Below are 20549 nucleotides of genomic sequence, written 5' to 3'. Positions count from 1 at the left end.
GTCAGTCCTTGATCACCCGCGCACCCTCAAGAATTCCCTCTTCGAGGGTATCCCCATGCAGGACCGAGATATCGCCCGTCGTCTCCAACACAACGGCACGCACCTCCGAAAAGCGCAGCGCATTGGCCTCCCGCAGCTTGGCAATCAGATCGGCGCGCGCGACGCGGGTTTCGCTTAGGGCGGCGTCGAAAATTTCACCCTCCCGCATCAGGATCACAGGCTCGTTCTGCACGACTTTTTCGAATTGGTCAGAGGCTTGCCGTATCCGCGCGATGACGAATTGCGCACCAAGCAGGGCGGAAATGGCTAAGGTCGGCTGCGCAAACTCTGGCCAAGTGGTGGCCTGACAGGCCCCGGCAAGCAGCGAGCCTGTGGCGACCGTGGCGACGAAGTCAAAGGCGGTCATCTTTGAAAAAGTGCGCAGCCCGATCACGCGGACCACAAAGATCACCCAAGTCAGCGCAATGGCGGAAAGCAAGAGCGCCCGGGCGAGGATATCGAGCGGAACGTGGTCGAAAAACATCACCCGTGCCCCCCGTTCAATGCCTTGCCCCGCTGGATAAAGAACCGCCCCAAAAGCACCACCATCGCCATGGCAATCAGCCCCAGATAGCGCTCATAGATGCCGTCGATCCCGGTGGGCAGGAAGAAGAACGGCGGGGCGGAGACCAGCCACAGAAGCGAGATCACCTTGAGCGCCTTGGCAAGGAACGCAGAGATATCAGCGAAACCTTTCGACAGCAGCCAAGGCACGGTGAGCATAATCAGCCCAAGCGCGTAGACCAGATAGACATGGATCACCACGCCATCGGAATCGCGGTCCCCGTATTCGTTTCTTGCGCCGACCAGAAAAACGATGAGCCCCAGAAGGGCAAGGCCAATGGTGGCGATGCTCCACCACCGATCGCCGAAATGCACATGGGCACAAAGCAGGGCACAGGCAATTAGCGCGGCGGAGAAGGCATAGATGCCGATGTCGACGATGAATTCATACCGCCCCGCACCCAAATCGCTGATCGTGTCGGCGATCCAGTCATGATTCGGCACCACAAAATCCGCGATCAGGATCGAGACGGCGAATATCACACAGCCAAGGATGGCGACCCAGCCCAGACAAATCATAAACCCCGGCGCGCTGTGCTGCCGGGGGGCTGTGACGTCATTGCTCATATTTAGACACCCTTTTTTACTTGAGGTCTGACACCAAGGTCAGACCCAGACCCTCAGTCCGATAGCCGCGAGCGTTCTTCGGCGTTGGGGCTTCCTGCGGGGGCTTCGTCCAATGTGGCCTCAGGGCGGTGCAGGTCTTTTTGAGGTTTCTTGGGCGGTGTCTTGTCTTCGTCTTTCGGGTGTTTGGGATCATCGCTCATGGATATGCTCCTCACTGGCTGGGGGAGAGGCGGGGCGTCGCCTCTTCTCTCCAATACCGAACGCGCGGAATGTGGCGGCGGTTCCGGGTGCGATTCCGGGCTTGGCGTGGCCGGGTGGACGACGCAATTTCCTGACAACTGTATTCATCAGGCCAATCTTAACCACTGCAACGGCAATCTGCTCTCGGGAAAAATGGGAATGAGGCAGTCATGCACGGGCTTATCAACCGCAGCATTCAGAACTACTTTTGTGCCAACTACGGGCAGAGACTTTGGGCCGAGGTGGCCTCTCGGGCCGGGTTGGACTTTACCGAATTCGAGGCGATGCTGACCTATTCGGATCACGTCACCCCGGCTGTCCTTGAGGCGGTCTGCGACGTGCTGGACCGACCCCGGGCCGAGGTGATGGAAGACGTCGGCACCTTTCTTGTGGCGCAACCGGGCTATGAGGCTGTGCGGCGTTTGCTGCGCTTTGGCGGGGTGAGCTTCAGTGACTTTTTGCAATCGCTCGACGATTTGCCGGACCGGACGCGCCTTGCCCTATCCGAACTGCATTTGCCTTGGGTCGAACTGCGCGAAGACCCCGATGGCCAGTATTCCTTGATCTGCGAAGCCCCGCTCGTTGGCTATGGCTACCTTATGATGGGGGTCTTGCGGGCCATGGCCGATGACTATGGCGCGCTGGTGCTGTTGGAACACTGTGGGCGATCGGATGGCATTGAGGTGCTAAAGATCATTCTGGTCGAGGCCGAATTCTCGGAAGGGCGCCGGTTTGAGCTTGGGGCGCGGGCATGAGCGGAGGGTGCCATGATCCGGCGGTTCTGGACAAACTATGTCCGATGCATCTGCTGTTGTCCGCCAATGGCGAGATCCGCCACGCCGGGCCGACGATCCAAAAGCTTCGCCCGCAGTCCCCGCTGGCGGGGCGGCATTTTCTGGAAACCGTCACCGTCAAGCGGCCCCGCGGGATTGACGGGATGAAAGACCTGCACCGGGCCACGGGGGTAAAGCTGCACCTCGCCTTTCGCGATTCCCCCCGGACCGAGCTGAAGGGGCTGCTGGTGCCCTTGGGGGATCGGCGGCTGATCGTGAACCTCTCTTTCGGGATTTCGATTTTCGACGGGGTGCAGGACTATGCGTTGACCAATGCGGATTTCGCCGCCACCGATCTGGCGATCGAGATGCTCTATCTGATGGAGGCGAAATCAGCCGCGATGGAGGCCTCCCGTCGCCTGAACCTGCGCCTGCAAGAGGCGCGGATCACGGCAGAAGAACAGGCCTTTACCGATACGCTGACCGGGCTGAAAAACCGCCGCGCGCTGAACGCGGTGCTGGAGCGGTTGATCACCGCCGGAGAGGGGTTCGCGGTGATGCATGTCGATCTCGATTACTTCAAGGCGGTGAATGACAGTCTGGGCCATGCCGCGGGCGATCATGTGCTGCAAGTTGTCGCCCGGATCATGCAACAAGAAACCCGAAGCTCTGACATGGTGGTGCGGTTGGGCGGGGATGAGTTCACCGTGGTTCTGCCCGATGTGCGGGGCGAGGGCATATTGCGGCGGATCGGCCAGCGGATCATCGATCGGCTGGAAGAGCCAATCCGCTACAAGGGGGAGGTTTGCAAGGTTTCCGCCAGCATCGGCACGGTCTGGATCCAGCGCGGCGATCGGCGACCGCGTGAGGTGGTTCTGGCCAATGCAGATGCCGCGCTCTATGCCTCGAAACACGCTGGCCGTGCGCGCCACACATTCTTTGACCCCGCCCTGCGGGCGGTGGCCGGGCCTGCTGCCGCGCCCGGTCAAAACGGTGGCAGCTAATCGCTCGGGGCGCTGTGACGCGGATCAGAAAGCCCTGGCGGCAGTGGACCGCGCAGATTGCCTGTCGTATCACAACGGCATGAAATCGCCCCTGCATCTGCTCCGCCGCCTGCGCCAACGCCTGCACGACGCCCGCCGCCGGGCGCGCTTTGCCGCTTCCTTGCAGCATCTGCACGGGCCGAGCAAACTGGACGTGGCCCTGGGGGAGGTGGTGCTGATCGCCTTGGTGCGCGACGGCAGCTATTACCTCGACGCCTTTTTTCGCCATTACCGCGCGATGGGCGTGCAACATTTCGTTTTCATCGACAACGGCTCGCGCGATGACACCATCGCCCGGATCAAAGCGCAGAAAGGCACTGTGATCGACCGCTGCACCCTGCCGCTGGCCGAATACGAAGACCTGATCCGCCAGTATCCCGCGCAGACCTATGGTAGAAATCGCTGGTGTCTTTATGTCGATATGGATGAAATCTTTGATTTCGAAGGGCGGGGTCAGATTGGCATCAAGGGGCTGACCGCCTATCTCGAACAGCAGGGCTATACCGCCTTAGTGGCGCAGATGCTTGAGATGTTCCCTAAAACCAGCCTCGCTGCCGCGGCGGGGGTGCCCTATAAACAAGCGCTGCAATCCTTTCTCTATTATGACATCAGCGCGGTGCGCAAAACCGACTACCACAGTCCGGAGATTCCGTTCTCCGCGCTGCTGGCCGATAATGATCTTTCCAACGATGCGGTGAAGTTCGCCTTTGGCGGCGTGCGCGGCAAGGTCTTTGGAGAGAACTGTTGCCTGACGAAACATCCGCTGATCTTCAACGGGCCAGAGGTCACACCGGCGCCGCATCCGCATCTGTCCTGCGGGCTGCGCGTGGCGGATATGACGGCAGTGATCAAACACTACAAGTTCGCCAATGACGCCGCCGCGCGGGATGCCGAGACGCTGGGCGCAGGCAATTTGGCGCATGGCGAAGACGCACGCCGCATGGCGGTGATCGGGCAAAACCCCGATGTCTCGCTCTTCTCGCTGGACGCGCGGCGTTGGAACCGGGTCGAACTTCTGTACCGCGCGGGCTTTCTGGTACCCTCCGACAGCTACAGCGCCCATGTCGCCGCTTGGCGTGATGAGCATGCCGCATGAGCATCGGCGCCGTTGTCATCGGACGCAATGAAGGCGCCCGGCTGGAGCGGTCCTTGCAGGCTTTGGCGGGGCAGGTGGCGCAGATTGTCTATGTCGACAGCGGCTCAACCGATGGGTCCGTCGCTGCGGCGCGGGGGCTGGGCGCGGAAGTGGTCGAACTGGACATGCAGCAGCCCTTCACCGCCGCGCGGGCCCGCAATGCGGGCGTGGCGGCATTGGGCGAAGGGATTACGCTGGTGCAATTCCTTGATGGCGATTGCATCCTGCGGGACGGTTGGCTGGCGGCGGCTGAGGCCCATCTGAACGCGCATCCTCAACTCGCCGTGGTCTGCGGCAGACGTCGCGAGGAACATCCCCAAACCTCGATTTACAACAGTCTGATCGACGCAGAATGGGACACGCCGCCGGGCGAGGCGCGCGCCTGTGGTGGCGATGCGCTGATACGGCTTGAGGCGCTCCGCGCCGTGGGTGGCTACCGGGCAGAGATGATCGCCGGAGAAGAACCAGAACTGTGCCAGCGGCTGCGCCGGGCGGGTTGGCAGATATGGCGGCTCGACGCCGAGATGACATGGCATGACGCGCAGATCACCCGGTTCAGCCAGTGGTGGCGGCGCAGCCTGCGTGCTGGTCACGCCTTTGCCGAAGGGGCGGCGCTGCATGGCGCTGGTCCCGATCGCCATTGGGTGGCCGAGACGCGCCGCGCCGTGCTTTGGGGCGCGCTTTTGCCTGCGGTGATTTTGCTGCTGGCGCTGTTGACGCCGTGTGCCGCAGTCGGGCTGATGCTGCTCTACCCACTGCAACTCTTGCGGTTGATCTGGCGCGGGGGGGCGGCTTGGGGCTTTTTCACCCTGCTGGGCAAATTCCCCGAAGCCTTGGGCGTGCTGAAGTATCACATGCGCCGCGATGGGCGGATCATCGAATACCGCTGACGCCTAGCGCGTCCGCCAAGCCTCAAGCGTCAGGCGCGGGAGGATCGCGAAACAGCGCGCATAGCGCGGCACCATCCGCGCCGGGCTCTGCAGGGCACGCCAAAACCATTCCAGAGCCAGCATCCGCATCCATTTCGGCGCACGGCGCTGCCGCCCGGCCAAAAAATCCAATCCCGCCCCGACAGAGGCGAACCCCACCCCCGGCGCAACCTCACGCCCGCGCGCGGCGAGCATCTCTTGTTTGGGCGCACCTAGTGCCAGAAAACACAGACGCGCCCCGCTGTTGGCGATGTTGCGCAGGGCGGTATCCGCTTCGGCGCTTTCGGGGTCAAAGCCCTTCGGCGGGGCGGCGATGTGGCAAATCTCCAGCCCCGGCACACGGGCCCGCAGGGCTGCTGCGGCCCCGTGAAGGGCTTCCTCATCACTGCCGAAGAACGCGATGGGCAACGATTGCTCGGCGGCCAATTCGCAAAGCGGGATGATCAGATCAGAGCCGGGCATCAAGGCAACCGGCTGCTTGGCCAGTTGCGACAGCCAGACAACGGGGCGGCCATCGGCCACGATCAGATCCTGCGCATGATAGGCAGCGGCAAAACCCGCATTGCGGGGCAGTTTGGTCAGATGGTCGAGGTTGAGCGTGGCAAGCGCGAATCCTTGGCCCTTGGCAAAGCGCGCGCGCAGGGCCTGAAACAATGCGGCCCTTGTCGCCACATTAACCACCACCGCGGCATCGCCCTTGCCATACTTCATACCGCGCGCCCCGCCTTTGGGCTGCCACAGGCAGGCGCAAGGGGGGAGGATGCACGCTTTATGTAATTGATTTCACATGCCATCTATCAACCACGCCCGTGCCAGATTGAACCTGCCGCAAAACTAGCGGGATGACAGGGCTGGGGCCAGATGGTATTTTCGCCCCGCCCCATCCTGCCGCGCATTCGTCCGGCTTTCGTGAAGGACATCATGCCAAATCCCGTCGCCTATCTGATGCTGCTGATCTGGCCCTTCGTCTGTCTGGGGCTGTTTCGCAACCTGCCGCTGCAGCGGGCGTTGATCTGGTCGATCTTGGGGGGCTATCTTTTCCTGCCGCCGCTGGCCGAATTTAACCTGCCGCTGGTGCCGGGCCTCGACAAAGTGTCGATCCCGAACCTGAGCGTTTTGTTGATCATCTGGCTGGGCACGCAAGAGAAACTGCAGCTTTGGCCCGCCTCTCGTTTGGCGGGGTTCTTGGTGGTGGGGCTGGTCTTTTCCGCTGTGCCCACGGTGCTGACCAATGGCGATCCGATCCTGTTTCAGGCAATCCGAGGGTTCGAGCCGATCCTCTTTCCCGTGGACGCCCTGCCGGGGCTGTCGATCCGCGACATCGGGTCGGTCTTGATCGGCCAGATGCTGATGCTGGTGCCCTTCTTGTTGGCGCGGCAGTTCCTTGCGGACGAAGAGGGCCTGCGCGAGCTGTTGCTGGCCTTCATGATCGGCGGGCTTATCTATTCCGTGCCCTCGCTCTTCGAAATTCGTTTCTCTCCGCAGCTAAACACCTGGATCTACGGATTCTTTCAGCACTCCTTTGAGCAGATGATGCGCAATGGTGGCTTCCGGCCCATCGTGTTTTTACCGCATGCGCTGTGGCTGGCGATTTTCATGTGTATCGCGCTGTTGTCGGCGGTTGCGCTGGCGCGGCAGACCCCGGTGATCGACCGTTGGAAAATGCTGCTGTTGGCGGCCTATTTGGGCGTGGTTCTGCTGCTGTGCAAAAGCCTTGCCTCCATCGCCTATGCGCTGCTTTTGGTGCCGATGGTGCTGCTGGTCCCGGCGCGCTGGCAGATCCGTCTGGCGGTGGTCTTTGCGGCGGTGGCGGTGATCTATCCGATGCTGCGCAATGCCGGGCTGGTGCCGCTCGATGCCATCCTCGCGCAGGCCGAGGCGATCAGCGCGGACCGGGCGCACTCGCTTGGCTATCGGTTCATGAACGAAGAACGGCTGCTGGCGCGGGCAGCCGAAAAGCCGTGGTTCGGCTGGGGTGGATGGGGGCGCAACCTGATCCGGGATGCGACCAACGGCAATATCCTATCGATTCCGGACGGCCGCTGGATCATCGTTTTTGGCACTTTCGGCTGGGTCGGGTATCTTTGTGAGATGGGTCTTTTGGCGCTGCCGATCTTTCTTATGGGGCTACACCTCTACCGGCAGGGGGATGCGGGCCTCTCCCCTTGGGTCGCGCCGCTGCTTTTGATCCTTGGCATTACCATGATGGACATGTTGCTTAATGCCACGCTGACGCCGCTTACTTGGCTTACGGCCGGGGCGATCCTCGGTCATGCCGAGGGTCTGGCGGCGGCGCGCAGGGGGCAGACCGCACTTGATGCCAGCGCAAATCCTGCGCTGCAGGCAAAGCGGACGGTTTTCTGAACTGGCATCTGCTCACCGTTCCGTGAAGCGATTTTGTCCAGAATAGACCCAAGGGCACGCTCTTGGCTCATTTTTGACAGATTTGCCTGTTGTATGCTGCACCCGAAGCTTAAATTGAACCTTGAAGGCTCATCACTGTAGTCGAACGGGCGATGGGACATGTGTCGCAATGAATAGCACAGACAAAACTCTTGCACGCGATGATATCGCTATTGTCGGCATGTCGGTGAATGTGCCGGGGGCCGAAGGAGTCGACGCCTATTGGGCGAACCTCCGCGATGGCGTGAGCGCGCTCAAGCGGCGCGACGCGGCCGAGCTGCGCGCCGCCGGAGAGAGCGCCGAACGTATGGCCCGGCCAAACTACGTGCCCGTCACCGCCGAGATGCCCGGTTACGACATGTTCGACGCCGAGTTCTTCGGCTTTTCCCCAAAAGACGCCGCCATCCTCGACCCGCAGCACCGCAAATTTCTTGAGGTCGCTTGGGAGGCGATGGAGCAGGCGGGGCATATGCCCGAAAGCCTCTCTGGCCCCGTTGGTGTCTATGCGGGCTGTGGAATGGGCAGCTATTTCTATTTCAACATCTGCTCGAACCCCGATCTGGTCGATGACGTGGGCATGTTCCTGCTGCGGCATACCGGCAATGACAAAGATTTCCTCTCGACCCGGGTCAGCCATGTGCTTGACCTCAAAGGCCCATCGATCAATCTGCAAACCGCCTGTTCGACCTCGCTGGTGGCAATTCACTATGCCGCGCAGGCGCTGCGGGCGGGCGAAATTGACATGGCGTTGGCGGGCGGGGTGACGATCGAACTGCCGCAGGGCAGGGGCTATGAGTTCAAAGAGAACGAAATTCTCTCCCCCGATGGTGAATGCCACGCCTTCGACCACCGCGCGCAGGGCACCGTCTTTGGCTCTGGCGCAGGGGCGGTGGCGCTGCGGCGGTTGGAAGATGCCATTGCGGATGGCGATCCTATTTGGGCGGTCATCAAAGGCTCGGCGGTCAACAACGACGGCGCGGCCAAGGCGGGCTATCTGGCCCCTTCGGTTGATGGGCAGACGGCGGCCATTGCCCGCGCGCTCGACAATGCAGGCGTGGCGGCGCAGAGCATCGGCATGGTCGAATGCCACGGCACCGGCACCTATCTAGGCGATCCGATTGAGGTCGCCGCCCTGACCCAAGCCTACCGGGCCGAGACGCAGGCCGAAGATTTCTGCCGCATCGGGTCGGTCAAAACCAACATCGGCCATCTCGATACTGCGGCGGGTGTGGCGGGGCTGGTCAAGGCGGCGCTGGCGTTGCACCACCAGCAAATCCCCCCCTCGCTGGGCTATGAAGCGCCGAACCCGGCGATCCCCTTCGAAGGCTCGCCTTTCCGCGTGAACGACCGGCTTTATAACTGGCCCGCCCAAGCCGCGCCCCGGCGTGCCGCGGTCAATGCGCTTGGCGTTGGCGGGACCAACGCGCATATGATCTTGGAAGAGGCGCCCGCCCGCGCGGCGTCGGAAGAGAGCGATTTCCCGTTCCATGTGCTCTGCCTCTCGGGCCGGAACAAAGCGGCGTTGGACGCCAACAGCGCCGCCCTCGCGGCGCATTTGCGCGCGCATCCCGAACAGCCCTTGGCCGATGTGTCCTTCACCCTGAAAGAGGGCCGTCGGGGTTTCGACAAACGCCGCATCTTGGTCGCCGAAACCCATGAAGAAGCCGCAGCCCTTTTGGAAGGCGGCGACAGCCGCCGTGTCTTCACCCATGACCACCTTGGCCCCGAGGCTGAGGTCGTTTTCATGTTCCCCGGCGGCGGCGCGCAATATGCCGATATGGCCCGCGACCTTTATGAAACCGAGCCGGTCTTTGCCGAATGGATGGACCGGGGGCTCGACCATCTCGCGCCGCAGCTTGAGTATGACATCCGCGCGATCTGGCTGCCGGAACCCGAAGACCGCGCGGCGGCAGAAGCCAAGCTGAAACGGCCTTCGGTGCAATTGCCGCTGATCATGATCGTCGAATACGCGCTGGCGCAGCTTTGGCTCTCTTGGGGGGTGAAACCCGCGGCGATGGTGGGGCATTCCATGGGGGAAAATGTCGCCGCCTGCATTGCCGGGGTGATGCGCTTTGAGGAATGCATCGACCTTGTCCTGCTGCGCGGACGGCTCTTTGATGAGGTGCCCGCAGGCGGGATGATCAGCATCTCCGCTCCGCTGGATCAGATCACGCCACTTCTGGGCGAAGGGCTTGATATCGCCAGCGTCAACGGCCCGGAACTGATCGCGGTCTCTGGCCCGGACGACGCGCTAAAGGCGCTACAAGCACGGTTGGATGCAGCCGGTCTCGACCACCAGCGCATCGCCATCGACATCGCCGCCCACTCGCGGATGCTGGACCCGATCCTTGACCGATACCGCGCTTTCCTTGCCACGCTTGACCTGCGCGCGCCGCAGATGCCCTTTTTGTCCAACCGAACAGGCAAGATGATCACGGCGCAGATGGCGGCGGACCCCGACTATTGGGTCGAACAGCTGCGCAACACGGTGAATTTCGCCGATTGTATCAGCACGTTGAGCGCTGACGCGCGGCGGGTCTTCCTAGAGGTCGGACCGGGCAAGGCGCTTTCCGCCTTGGCGCAGATGAACGCGGATGTGGCGCCGGGGCAGGTGATGTCTTCGTTGCGCCACCCCGAGCAAGAAATCGCGGATGATGCCTATTTCCTCAGCGTGATCGGGCGGCTTTGGGCCTCGGGGGTCGAAGCTGACTGGGCGCAGATCTGGGGCGAGGCACGGCGCAACCGCGTGGTGCTGCCGACCTATCAATTCCAACGTGCGCGTTATTTCATCGAACCGGAAGAGGCCGCGACCCGCCCCGCAGAGCAACCGCTGCAACGGCTGGATGACATCAGCGATTGGGGCGCGCTGCCGCATTGGCAACCGCGCTACGCCGAAGGGGATATGGCGCTCTCCGGCCGGGTGAACTGGCTTATCTTCGCCGATACGGCGGGGCCGGGGGCCGAGGCCGCCGCGCAGTTGCGGGCCAAGGGGCATCGCGTGGTGCAGGTCACGGCGGGGGATGCCTTTGCCCGCGTCACCACGGATCACTTCACGCTGGCCCCCGAACAGGGACGGTCGGGCTATGACCAGTTGATCGCGACGCTTCAGGCCGAAAGGCAAATGCCCGACCGGATCGCGCATTTCTGGCTGACCGATGATCAGGTCGCCCCGCGCCCCGGTTCCAGCAGATTTGACCGCAATATTGAACAGGGGTTCTGGAGCCTGACGTGGCTCGCGCAGTCCTTGGCCGAGGCCGAGATTGACGCGCCGCTGCACCTTAACGTCTTCACCACCGGTGGGGCGCAGATCGCGGAAGAGGGGCTGGCCTATCCCGAAAAGGCGCTGATCTCTGGCCCCGTCGGCGTCATGGCACGAGAGGTGCCGGGGCTGACGGCGAGCCAGATTGACCTGCCCGTCGCAGCACCCGTGGCACCGGCAAGATGGTTTGCGAAGCCAGCTGACCCCGCGCCGGTGATTGATCCCGGTGACCTGATCGAAGAGCTTTTGGCCAGCCCGGCCAACCTTCAGGTCGCCCATCGTGCTGGCCGCCGCTATGAATTGGGCTACCGCGCAGCCAGCCTACCGCCAAGCGATTTGCCGGGGTGGAAGCCGGAGGGACATTACCTCATCACCGGCGGTTTCGGGGGCATCGGGCTGACCCTTGCGGCAGACATTCTTGAGACGCCGGGCACCCGCGTCATCCTGCTGAGCCGCGCTGCGCTTCCGATGCGCCACGAATGGGACAGCCACCTTGCCAGTCACGGCCCCGCCGATGCCACGGCCCGCCGACTGCGGGCAGTTCTGCGGCTTGAGGCGCAGGCGGCGCAGTCGGGCGGGGCGGTCGAAGTGGCCCGCGCGGATGTCACCAACCTTGCGCAGATGCGCCGGGTGATCGACGATCTGACCGCCCGCCACGGGGGGCTGACAGGGGTGATCCATGCCGCCGGGGTGCTGGACGATGCGCCGCTCTTGGCCAAATCCGACGCGGGCATTGACGCGGTGCTGGCCCCCAAGGTGCAGGGGCTGCGGGTCTTGGACCAACTGTTGCCCGATGGCGCGCTTGACCTGATGGTGCTCTTTTCCTCGACCTCTACCGCCAGTCGCGCGGCGGGGCAGGTGGACTATGTGGCGGCGAACGCCTGGCTCAATGCCTTTGCGCAATCGCGGCGCGGCGCGAAGACCCGCGTGGTCGCGGTGAACTGGGGCGTTTGGGCCGATGTGGGCATGGCCGCTGACACGCTTGCGGGGGGCGGTGCCGTGGCGCTGCCTGCCCGCGCGATCAATGCGGCGCTGCTTGAAACCGCAGGGTCAGGCGACAGCGGCGTACCGGAATTCACCACCGAGATCGCCACCTCACATTGGCTGCTCGACCAGCACCGCACCTTGGATGGCCGCGCCATCATGCCGGGGACAGGCTATATTGAGCTTTTGGCCGAGGCCGCGCAGGCTCAAGGGCTGCAGGGGTTCACGCTGCAAGACCTCTATTTTCTGCGTCCCCTGCCGCTGGCCGATGGGGCGCGGCGCAAGATCAAGATCACCCTGACCCCCGAGGGCGCAGGTTTCGCCGCCGAGTTGCGCAGCGCCTGTGTGGTCAATGGCAGGCCCGCGTGGCAGTTGCATGTTCAAGCGCGTTTGACCCCCACGGGGCGCACGGCCAGCCCTCTAGATCTTGCTGCCCTCGCGGCCCGTTGCGAGGACGTGGCCGAAGCCGCGCCCGGGGGCCGTCTGCCCGCCGTTCAAGAGGCGCATCTGAAATTCGGCCCGCGCTGGCATGTGCTGCAACGCACCGCCATGGGACAGGGAGAGGGGCTCGCCGCGCTACGGCTGCCCGAGGCCGCGCAGGGTGATCTGGCCGATGGCTATGTGCTGCACCCCGGTCTGATGGACATCGCCACCGGTTGGGCCATGGCGCTGATCCCCGGCTATGCCGCGCGTCACCTTTGGGTGCCGCTGTCTTATGGTGAGATCACGCTTCACGCGGCGCTGCCTGCCGAGGTCCGCTCGCACGTCCGGCTTGCCGAAGGATCGGCGGCGGAGGGCTTGGCCCGGTTCAATGTGACGATCACCGATGCGCAGGGAGCGGTCCTTGTCGATGTGCACGATTTCGCGATGAAACGGCTCGAAGGGGCCTTCGCCGAGGTGCCGCCGCCCGACGCCCGCGAAGTGGTCTTTGAGGATGCCCAAAGCGCTGACAGCCTCAGCCCCGCCGAAGAGCGTTTGGCCCGTCTGGTGCGCCAAGGTATCCGCGCGCAAGAAGGGCCAGAGGCCCTGCGCCGTGCGCTGGCGCTGGATGCGTCACAGGTCATGGTGTCCTCACTGCCCCTGCAGACATTGATTGCCCAAGCCGACGCGCCGCTGACCGATGCCTCCGCCCAAGGGCAAAGCTTTGAGCGGCCCGATCTGGACGGTTCTTTCGTCGCCCCCCGCAACGGGATCGAAGAGAAACTGGCCGAGATTTGGTCGAACCTTTTGGGCGTTAGCCCGGTGGGGGTCGAGGATAGTTTCTTTGACCTCGGCGGGCATTCCCTGATCGCTGTCCGCCTGTTTGCGGCGGTCAAGCGCGAGTTCAAGGTGGAATTCCCGATCTCCGTTCTGTTCGAGGCTCCCACGATCGCCAAATGCGCAGCGCTCATCGCGGCGGAGCGCGGAGATTTGGCGCAGACGGAAGTGGCTGATACGGCAGCGGCGGCCCCGCAGCAGCGCTTTGACCACCTTGTACCGCTCAATCAATCGCCGCAGGATGCGACGCCGCTTTTCGTGGTGGCGGGGATGTTCGGCAATGTGCTGAACCTGCGCCACCTTGCCTTGCCCTTTAGCGGCGAACGCGCGGTCTATGGTGTGCAGGCCCGTGGGTTGATCGGCGACGCTGCCCCCCACGAAGAGGTGCAGGCCGCTGCGGCTGACTACATCGCAGAGATCCGTGCGCTGCAGCCCCAAGGGCCCTATCTGTTGGCCGGATACTCCGGCGGCGGGATCACGGCCTATGAGATGGCGCAGCAGTTGCAGGCGGCAGGGCAAGAGGTGGCCGTTCTAGCGATGCTCGACACGCCGCTGCCCGTCCGCCCGACGCTCAGCAAGATCGACAAGGCGCATATCAAATTGGCAGAGCTGCGGCGTAAGGGTCCGGCCTATCTGCTTGAATGGGCGCGCAACCGCTGGGCGTGGGAGCGCGCGCGCCGCCGGGGGCCTCAGGAGGCGGTCGGCGATGGTGAGGGGGGGGCTTCCTTCAACAGTCTGCGCATTCAGGCGGCCTTCCTGCGCGCGATGGAGCGCTATGAAACGCCCCAGTGGGACGGGCCGATGACACTCTTCCGACCACCGCTGGATCGGCATTGGGCTGTTTCTGCCGGGCAATATGTCACCGCGGAAAAAGAATATGTCTATGAGGACAACCAGTGGCGGCAATATGCGCCGCGCTTGCAGGTGATCGAAGTGCCGGGCGACCATGTGAGCATGGTGCTGGCGCCCAATGTGACTGTCTTGGCGCAAGAGCTGGCCGAGGTGATCGCGGCGGCCCTGCCAATAGACGCCAGCCACGACCAGCCCGCTGATCAGCCTCAGGCCACGGCGGCGGAATGATGCAACAATCACCCCGCCTTTTGGTCATTATTCTCAACTACCGCACCGCAGAGATGACCCTGCGCGCGGCTGAGGCCGCCTTGGCCGATATGCCCCAGACCCATGCCGAACTGGTGATCGTTGACAACGACAGCGGCGACGGTTCTGCCGCGCTCTTGGCGCAGGAGATTGCCGCGCGGGGCTGGGGTGCGGGCAATCGGGTGCGGCTGATCACATCGCCCCGCAACGGTGGCTTCGGGGCGGGCAACAACATTGCCATGCGGGCGGGGATGTCCGACGGGGCAGCGCCGGATTTCGTGCATGTGGTGAACTCGGATGCCTTCCTTGATCGGGGCTGTATCGGGACGCTGTTGGACCATCTACAGAACCACCCCCGCGCCGGGTTGGCCGGAAGCCATGTGCGCGGCGAGGATGATCTGCCCCATGCCACGGCCTTCCGGTTCCCTTCTGCCGCGGGTGAGTTGGAAGCTGCCGCGCGGTTGGGCCCACTGACGCGACTGCTGTCCTCTGCCGTGGTGGCCCCGCCCTTGCCGGAAGAGGCCGCAGAGGTCGATTGGGTGGCCGGTGCCAGTGTCATGATGCGGTGGGATATGCTGGCTGATGTCGGTCTCTTCGACGAAGCGTATTTCCTTTATTATGAGGAAACTGATCTTTGCCTGCGTGCCGCGCGGGCTGGGTGGGACTGCTGGTATGTGCCTCAGGCGCGCTGCGTTCACGTTGGCTCGGTCTCGACCGGGATGAAGGAATGGCGCCGGATGCCGCGCTATTGGTTCGACAGTCGCCACCGCTATTTCGCCAAGAACCATGGCCGCGCCTATGCCGCTTTGGCCACCTGTGCACGGCTTGCCGGGGGCGGATTGCACCGCCTGCGCTGCCTGCTGACCGGACGCCAGCCAGAAGATGCCCCCGGTTTCTACCGTGACCTCGCGGCCCATGCGCTCACGGCGAGGCGCGCGGCCCCCGCCGACCAAAACCCAAGCCGTAGCCCCGCCACGGAGGACCGTTGATGACCGCCAGTTTCAAGACAGAACCGTTTTCCGCGCTCTTGATGGGCGACGAATCTCTGACCATTGCCTGCGGCGACATGCTGCTGGCGGGCGGCCATCGGATCGCCGCCGTAATCACCCGAGATGACGCGGTGCGCGCATGGGCCGAAGGGCTGGGGCTGGTCCTCTGCCACGATGCGGAAGATCTGCTGCCCATGGGTCTGGCCGCCGACTGGCTTTTGAGCATCGCCAACCTGCGGCTGATCCCTCAGACGGTTCTGGCCCTGCCCACACGTGGCGCGGTCAATTTTCACGATGGGCCCCTGCCGCGCTATGCTGGGCTGAACACACCCGCTTGGGCAATCATCAACGGCGAGGCGCAGCATGGGGTCAGTTGGCATCTGATTGAAGCGGGCGTTGATACCGGTGACCTGCTGGCGCAGCGGGAGGTAGAGATCGCGCCCGATGAGACGGCCTTTAGCCTCAACTCTAAATGCTACGCCGCCGGGATGGAAAGCTTTGGCGCAGTGCTGGCCCAGTTGGAAAGCGGCAAGCTGCAAGGCACCGCCCAAGACCTGCGTCAGCGCAGCTATTTCGCGAAGGACAAACGGCCCGAGAACTGCGGGCTGATCGACTTTACCAAGACCGCAGGAGAGATCAGCGCGCTGGTCCGTGGCTTGGATTTCGGGGCCTATTGGAACCCTTTGACCACGGCAAAACTCGCAGGCGCGGCAGGCGCGGTGCTGGCCGTTTCCCGCGTCGAGGTGCTGGCGGGCCAAGGCGGCACCCACGGCGAGGTTGTCGATGTCGACAGCACGCGGGTGGTCGTGGCGGCGCGCGATGCCCATATCGCCCTCTATGATCTGCGCGATATGGCGGGGGAGAGTATTGCTCCGGCCCAGTTTTTTGCCCCCGGTGATAAAGTGCCCCACACGGCGGGCAGCGCTCCGGCTTCGGCTGAGGAGGCACATTGGCGGCGCGCTTTGACCGGGTTTGAGGCGCTGCCGGTCCCCTTGGCCACCGCAGCTGAAACGACGGCAGCGACATGGGCAGAGCGAGAGATCGCGCTGCCGCAGAGGAGTGACCTTTCGCAGCAGGCCGCAGCCGCAGCCCTCGTCGCGCTGCGCAGCGCCGGGGCAACAGAAGGCGGCATCGCCCTCAGCCGCAAAGGGGAATCCGCGCCGCTGATCGCCGATTGGTTGCCGGTCACCATCGCGGCAGAGGCGGGTTTGCCCGTGGCGGAACTGATCGCACAGGTGGAACCACAACTTGCCCGCGCGAAGGATGCGGCAGGTTTCGCGCGTGATCTGCCGCTGCGCGACCCAGCGATTGAAGCGCTTGGCACTCCGGATTTTGCGTTGTCCTTTGACAGTGAACCGCTCGCGGGCGCGGCGTTGACCCTCTGCCTCGGGGCGGGGGGCGCGCGCCTCTTTGCGGATAGCACGCGACTGACCGATGCCGCGATCGACCTCCTCGCCGCGCGGTTAGAGGCGGCCTTCGCCAAGATTTCCGAGGCTACCGATTGCGGCACCGTCTGGGCGGTTCCTGAGACCGAGGTGCAGTTTCTGACCCGCGTCAACGCGACGACGCGCGACTATGAACACCTCACCATCCATGCCGCTTTTGAGGCGCAGGTGGCGCGCACACCCGAGGCCCCCGCGCTGGTGTTCGAGGGGGAGACGCTTAGCTATGCCGCGCTGAACGCCTGCGCCAATCAATTGGCGCATGTGCTGGGGGACATGGGGGCCGGGCCGGGGATGCCGGTGGCGCTTTGCGTTGCACGGGGGGTGGACCTGCTGGTGGGCACCCTTGGCATCCTGAAAGCTGGCGCCGCCTATGTGCCGCTTGATCCGGCATATCCAGCGGACCGTCTGGCACATTACCTTTCAGACAGTGGCGCTGCGGTCGTGGTCACGCAATCGGCCCTTTCCGCCAGCCTGCCCGCGCAAGGCGCGCAGGTGTTGGAGCTGGACCGTGACACACGCCTCGCCACGGCTTCGGACGTGAACCCTGCCGCCAGCGCGGGGCCGGATGACCTTGCCTATCTGATCTATACCTCCGGCTCGACCGGGACCCCCAAGGGCGTGATGGTCAGCCACGGCAATGTGGCGAATTTCTTTGCCGGAATGGACGACCGGATCGATCATGAGGCGGGCGCTGTCTGGCTCGCTGTCACCAGCCTCAGTTTCGATATCTCGGTGCTGGAACTGTTCTGGACCTTGGCGCGGGGGTTCAAACTGGTGCTGGCAGGCGACGATAGCCGGGCGCTGATGTCGAACGGGCCGATTGCCACCAGCGACCGCAAGATCGACTTTAACCTGTTTTACTGGGGCAATGACGACGGGGTCGGCCCCAAGAAATACGAGCTGCTGCTGGAAGGCGCGCGGTTCGCCGATGCCAATGGCTTCAACGCGGTCTGGACGCCCGAGCGGCATTTCCATGCCTTCGGCGGCCCCTATCCGAACCCCTCTGTCACAGGCGCTGCCGTGGCCGCGGTGACGCAGAACCTTGATGTGCGGGCCGGGTCTTGCGTCGCCCCGCTGCATCACCCCGCGCGGATCGCCGAGGAATGGGCGGTGATCGACAACCTGACAAACGGGCGCGTGGGACTGGCCATCGCCAGCGGATGGCAGCCCGATGACTTCGTGCTGCGCCCGGAGAACACGCCGCCGCAGAACAAGCCCGCGATGTATGACGCCATCGACCAGTTGCGCAAACTCTGGGCCGGGGAGCCGGTGGAATTCCCCCGTGCCGATGGCACGCCCCACGCGGTGGTAACGCAGCCGCGCCCCGTCTCGAACAGGCTGCCGATCTGGGTCACCACGGCGGGCAATCCACAAACGTGGAAAGAAGCAGGAGAGATCGGGGCCAATGTGCTGACCCACCTGCTCGGCCAATCGGTGGAAGAGGTGGCGGACAAGATCAAGATCTACCACGACGCCCTGCGCGGTGCGGGCCATGACCCGGCGGTTCACCGGGTCACCGTCATGTTGCACAGCTATCTTGCCGAGACCCGCGCCGAGGCCGAGGAAATCGCCCGCGCGCCCATGAAGGACTACCTGCGCTCGGCGGCGGGGCTGATCAAACAATACGCTTGGGCCTTTCCGGCCTTCAAGAAACCGGCCGGCACGACGAACCCGTTTGAGATCGACCTCGAAGGGCTCTCGGCCGAAGAAATGGATGCGATCCTAGAGTTCGCCTTTCAACGCTATTTCAACGACAGCGGCATGTTTGGCACCGTGGCAGATGGGCTAGCGCGGGCCGAGCAGCTCAAGCGGATCGGTGTGGATGAGATCGCCTGCCTGATCGACTATGGCATTCCCACCGACAAGGTGATGGCGGGGCTGAAGCCGCTGGCCGATGTGCTGCGCCGCGCCAATGCGGGTGGGCAACCGGCAGAGGACGACCACTCAATCGCCGCGCAGATCGTTCGCCATGGCGTGACCCATCTGCAATGCACGCCCTCGATGGCGCAGATGATGGTGATGAACGATGAGGCACGTGGCGCTTTGGCGCGGGTAAAGGCGCTGATGGTCGGGGGGGAGGCGTTGCCCGGCACGTTGTCACGCGCTTTGCGTGCGGCGACGCAGGCGCAGATCCAGAACATGTACGGCCCGACAGAGACCACGATCTGGTCGACCACCCATGTGCTACAAGACACCCACAGCACCACGGCCCCCATCGGCACACCGATTGCCAACACGCAGGTTCATGTCCTTGACGCCGCGCGGCAGGTGCTGCCGATCGGTGCGGCGGGTGAACTTTGGATCGGGGGCGCTGGCGTGACACAGGGCTATTGGCAACGGGCCGAGATGACCGCCGCGCGTTTCATCGACGATCCCTTCGCGGGCCACGGTCGTCTCTATGGCACGGGCGATCTGGTGCGCATGGACGCCGAAGGCGTGCTGCATTTCGAAGGCCGCGCCGATGCGCAGGTCAAGATACGCGGCCACCGGATTGAGCTTGGGGAAGTCGAAGCGCGGCTGGCCGATCTGCCGGGGGTGCGTCAGGCCGTGGCCCTGCTGCGCGATGATGCGGGGCCGGGTGGCGCGCAACTGGTCGGCTATGTGGTCGCCGATGCGGCGATCGACTGCGACGCGGCGCGGCGGCAACTGGCCGCCCATCTGCCCGATATCATGGTGCCGCAGGCCATCGTAACGTTGCCCGCCATGCCCTTGACGCCCAACAAGAAAATTGACCGCAAGGCCTTGCCCGCCCCGGTCAAACGCAGTGCTGCACCTGCCGCCTCGCCACAGCCGGCCACGCAAGACGGCAACAGCCAAGCCGCCATCGCGCAGGTCTGGGGCGCGCTTTTGGGCATCGGGGACATTCGCGGCGGCGATAACTTCTTTGCTCTTGGGGGCCATTCGCTGCTGGCGGTGCAGGCGCATCGCGATATCAAGGCGGCCTTGGGCGCCAGCGCGCTGTCGATCACCGATATCTTCCGTTTCCCGACCCTTGCGGGATTGGCGGCGCATATTGATGGATTGGACGGCCAGAAAGCCGAACCGCCCAAGGCGCCCCCAGCCGCCGAAACGCCTGCCCGGACCGAAACCATGTCGAAACGTCGCCTCATGCGTGCCGAGCGCGCCCGCGGGCGGGGTTGAGGTGACGGCAGAGGCCGAGATCAAGACCGCAGTCCGCAGTCTGTTCGATCTGCCAGTCGCCGTTGCTGTAACCCAGATCGACAGGCCCCATCCGCCATTGCTGGGGGACGAAGCCGCCGTCATCGCACGTGCACGGCCCAAGCGGGTCGCCGAATTCACCGCCGGACGCCACGCCGCACGCGAAGCGATGCAGGCCCTTGGCCACCCGCCTGCGCCGGTGCTGGCCAGCACCGACCGCGCCCCGATTTGGCCGCAGGGCCTGACCGGTTCGATCAGCCATTCCGATGTGTGGTGCATCGCCGTGCTGGCGCGGTGCTCTGATGTGGTGGCACTGGGCGTCGACATCGAAGAAGACAGCCCGCTGCCCGACGACCTGATTGCAGAAATCTGTCTTCCGTCCGAGATTACCCGCCTCGGGGGGGCTGATCTCGCCGCCGCCAAACGCATCTTCTGCGCCAAGGAGGCGGCCTATAAGGCGCAATATCCGCTCACCAAAACGCTCTTTGGCTTTGATCGGTTGGACGTAACCCTATCCGCCGAAAACCCCGCTTTTGACGCGCAATTTACCCAAGACACTGAACGCTTTAAGCGCGGCGAGAAGCTGCCGGGGCGGATCGTTTCGGTGGCGGGCCACCTTGTCAGCGGGGTGGCGATTGGGCAGATTGATCGCAAAGGAGCTTGAT

At 63.9% G+C, this 20549-nt stretch carries 13 protein-coding genes; 9 read left to right on the top strand and 4 right to left on the bottom strand.

Features of this window, described 5'->3' with window-relative positions; genetic code table 11:
* Window position 1 precedes the first annotated feature (1 nt).
* Genes K3762_RS12745 through K3762_RS12735 form a run of 3 tightly spaced genes read right to left on the bottom strand, consistent with a single transcriptional unit; the run spans window position 2 to window position 1370 of the window.
* The gene (locus K3762_RS12745; RefSeq protein ID WP_132445140.1) at window positions 2–523 is read right to left on the bottom strand and encodes a DUF421 domain-containing protein; all 522 of its coding nucleotides are present in this window, start codon (window positions 521–523) and stop codon (window positions 2–4) included.
* Complete coding sequence (locus K3762_RS12740; protein ID WP_162931861.1) at window positions 523–1170, bottom strand: DUF998 domain-containing protein; 648 nt, start codon at window positions 1168–1170, stop codon at window positions 523–525. The genes K3762_RS12745 and K3762_RS12740 overlap by 1 nt, the downstream gene beginning before the upstream one ends.
* A gap of 53 nt (window positions 1171–1223) precedes the next feature.
* Complete coding sequence (locus K3762_RS12735; RefSeq protein WP_161487393.1) at window positions 1224–1370, bottom strand: hypothetical protein; 147 nt, start codon at window positions 1368–1370, stop codon at window positions 1224–1226.
* A gap of 210 nt (window positions 1371–1580) precedes the next feature.
* Here K3762_RS12735 and K3762_RS12730 point away from each other — a divergent pair, with 210 nt between their 5' ends.
* The 4 genes from K3762_RS12730 to K3762_RS12715 are packed head-to-tail and all read left to right on the top strand — an operon-like array spanning window position 1581 to window position 5251.
* Window positions 1581–2165 (top strand): heme NO-binding domain-containing protein, encoded by a 585-nt coding sequence (locus K3762_RS12730; RefSeq protein WP_120351492.1) that lies wholly within the window; start codon window positions 1581–1583, stop codon window positions 2163–2165.
* Window positions 2162–3187, top strand: a complete 1026-nt coding sequence (locus K3762_RS12725; RefSeq protein ID WP_132445138.1) for a GGDEF domain-containing protein — start codon at window positions 2162–2164, stop codon at window positions 3185–3187. Before K3762_RS12730 ends, K3762_RS12725 begins: the two co-directional genes overlap by 4 nt.
* A 43-nt stretch (window positions 3188–3230) precedes the next feature.
* Window positions 3231–4322 (top strand): glycosyltransferase family 2 protein, encoded by a 1092-nt coding sequence (locus tag K3762_RS12720; RefSeq protein WP_240791612.1) that lies wholly within the window; start codon window positions 3231–3233, stop codon window positions 4320–4322.
* A complete protein-coding gene (locus K3762_RS12715; RefSeq protein ID WP_260009714.1) occupies window positions 4319–5251 on the top strand; it encodes a glycosyltransferase family 2 protein in 933 nt (310 codons plus the stop codon). Before K3762_RS12720 ends, K3762_RS12715 begins: the two co-directional genes overlap by 4 nt.
* Before the next feature lie 3 nt (window positions 5252–5254).
* On the opposite strand, the gene K3762_RS12710 is transcribed toward K3762_RS12715, so the two are convergent.
* Window positions 5255–6001 (bottom strand): WecB/TagA/CpsF family glycosyltransferase, encoded by a 747-nt coding sequence (locus tag K3762_RS12710; RefSeq protein ID WP_260009712.1) that lies wholly within the window; start codon window positions 5999–6001, stop codon window positions 5255–5257.
* Between the two features lie 150 nt (window positions 6002–6151).
* Between K3762_RS12710 and K3762_RS12705 the strand changes: the two genes are divergently transcribed.
* The 5 genes from K3762_RS12705 (at window position 6152) to K3762_RS12685 (ending at window position 20548) form a co-directional block, all read left to right on the top strand.
* Complete coding sequence (locus K3762_RS12705; RefSeq protein ID WP_240791611.1) at window positions 6152–7654, top strand: hypothetical protein; 1503 nt, start codon at window positions 6152–6154, stop codon at window positions 7652–7654.
* Window positions 7655–7823: 169 nt separating this feature from the next.
* Entirely contained in the window at window positions 7824–14273 is a 6450-nt protein-coding gene (locus K3762_RS12700; RefSeq protein WP_260009709.1) for a type I polyketide synthase, read from the top strand.
* On the top strand, window positions 14270–15280 hold the full coding sequence (locus K3762_RS12695) for a glycosyltransferase family 2 protein (protein WP_311198984.1): 1011 nt from the start codon (window positions 14270–14272) through the stop codon (window positions 15278–15280). The genes K3762_RS12700 and K3762_RS12695 overlap by 4 nt, the downstream gene beginning before the upstream one ends.
* Window positions 15280–19866: a MupA/Atu3671 family FMN-dependent luciferase-like monooxygenase gene (locus K3762_RS12690; RefSeq protein WP_260009707.1), complete on the top strand. Its 4587-nt coding sequence runs from the start codon at window positions 15280–15282 to the stop codon at window positions 19864–19866. The genes K3762_RS12695 and K3762_RS12690 overlap by 1 nt, the downstream gene beginning before the upstream one ends.
* A complete protein-coding gene (locus tag K3762_RS12685) occupies window positions 19838–20548 on the top strand; it encodes a 4'-phosphopantetheinyl transferase (RefSeq protein ID WP_120351486.1) in 711 nt (236 codons plus the stop codon). The genes K3762_RS12690 and K3762_RS12685 overlap by 29 nt, the downstream gene beginning before the upstream one ends.
* The last annotated feature ends 1 nt before the right edge of the window (window position 20549 follow it).

It is taken from the genome of Sulfitobacter sp. W074, assembly GCF_025142275.1.
Classification (GTDB): domain Bacteria; phylum Pseudomonadota; class Alphaproteobacteria; order Rhodobacterales; family Rhodobacteraceae; genus Sulfitobacter; species Sulfitobacter profundi.
Note: the sequence above shows the minus strand (reverse complement) of the source record. Positions and strands in the feature narration are given on the sequence as shown.

Bases quoted from the DNA above. Each gene is read 5' to 3' on its own strand.
- K3762_RS12745 (WP_132445140.1), bottom strand. From the start codon at position 523: ATGTTTTTCGACCACGTTCCGCTCGATATCCTCGCCCGGGCGCTCTTG.
- K3762_RS12740 (WP_162931861.1), bottom strand. From the start codon at position 1,170: ATGAGCAATGACGTCACAGCCCCCCGGCAGCACAGCGCGCCGGGGTTT.
- K3762_RS12735 (WP_161487393.1), bottom strand. From the start codon at position 1,370: ATGAGCGATGATCCCAAACACCCGAAAGACGAAGACAAGACACCGCCC.
- K3762_RS12730 (WP_120351492.1), top strand. From the start codon at position 1,581: ATGCACGGGCTTATCAACCGCAGCATTCAGAACTACTTTTGTGCCAAC.
- K3762_RS12725 (WP_132445138.1), top strand. From the start codon at position 2,162: ATGAGCGGAGGGTGCCATGATCCGGCGGTTCTGGACAAACTATGTCCG.
- K3762_RS12715 (WP_260009714.1), top strand. From the start codon at position 4,319: ATGAGCATCGGCGCCGTTGTCATCGGACGCAATGAAGGCGCCCGGCTG.
- K3762_RS12710 (WP_260009712.1), bottom strand. From the start codon at position 6,001: ATGAAGTATGGCAAGGGCGATGCCGCGGTGGTGGTTAATGTGGCGACA.
- K3762_RS12705 (WP_240791611.1), top strand. From the start codon at position 6,152: ATGGTATTTTCGCCCCGCCCCATCCTGCCGCGCATTCGTCCGGCTTTC.
- K3762_RS12700 (WP_260009709.1), top strand. From the start codon at position 7,824: ATGAATAGCACAGACAAAACTCTTGCACGCGATGATATCGCTATTGTC.
- K3762_RS12695 (WP_311198984.1), top strand. From the start codon at position 14,270: ATGATGCAACAATCACCCCGCCTTTTGGTCATTATTCTCAACTACCGC.
- K3762_RS12690 (WP_260009707.1), top strand. From the start codon at position 15,280: ATGACCGCCAGTTTCAAGACAGAACCGTTTTCCGCGCTCTTGATGGGC.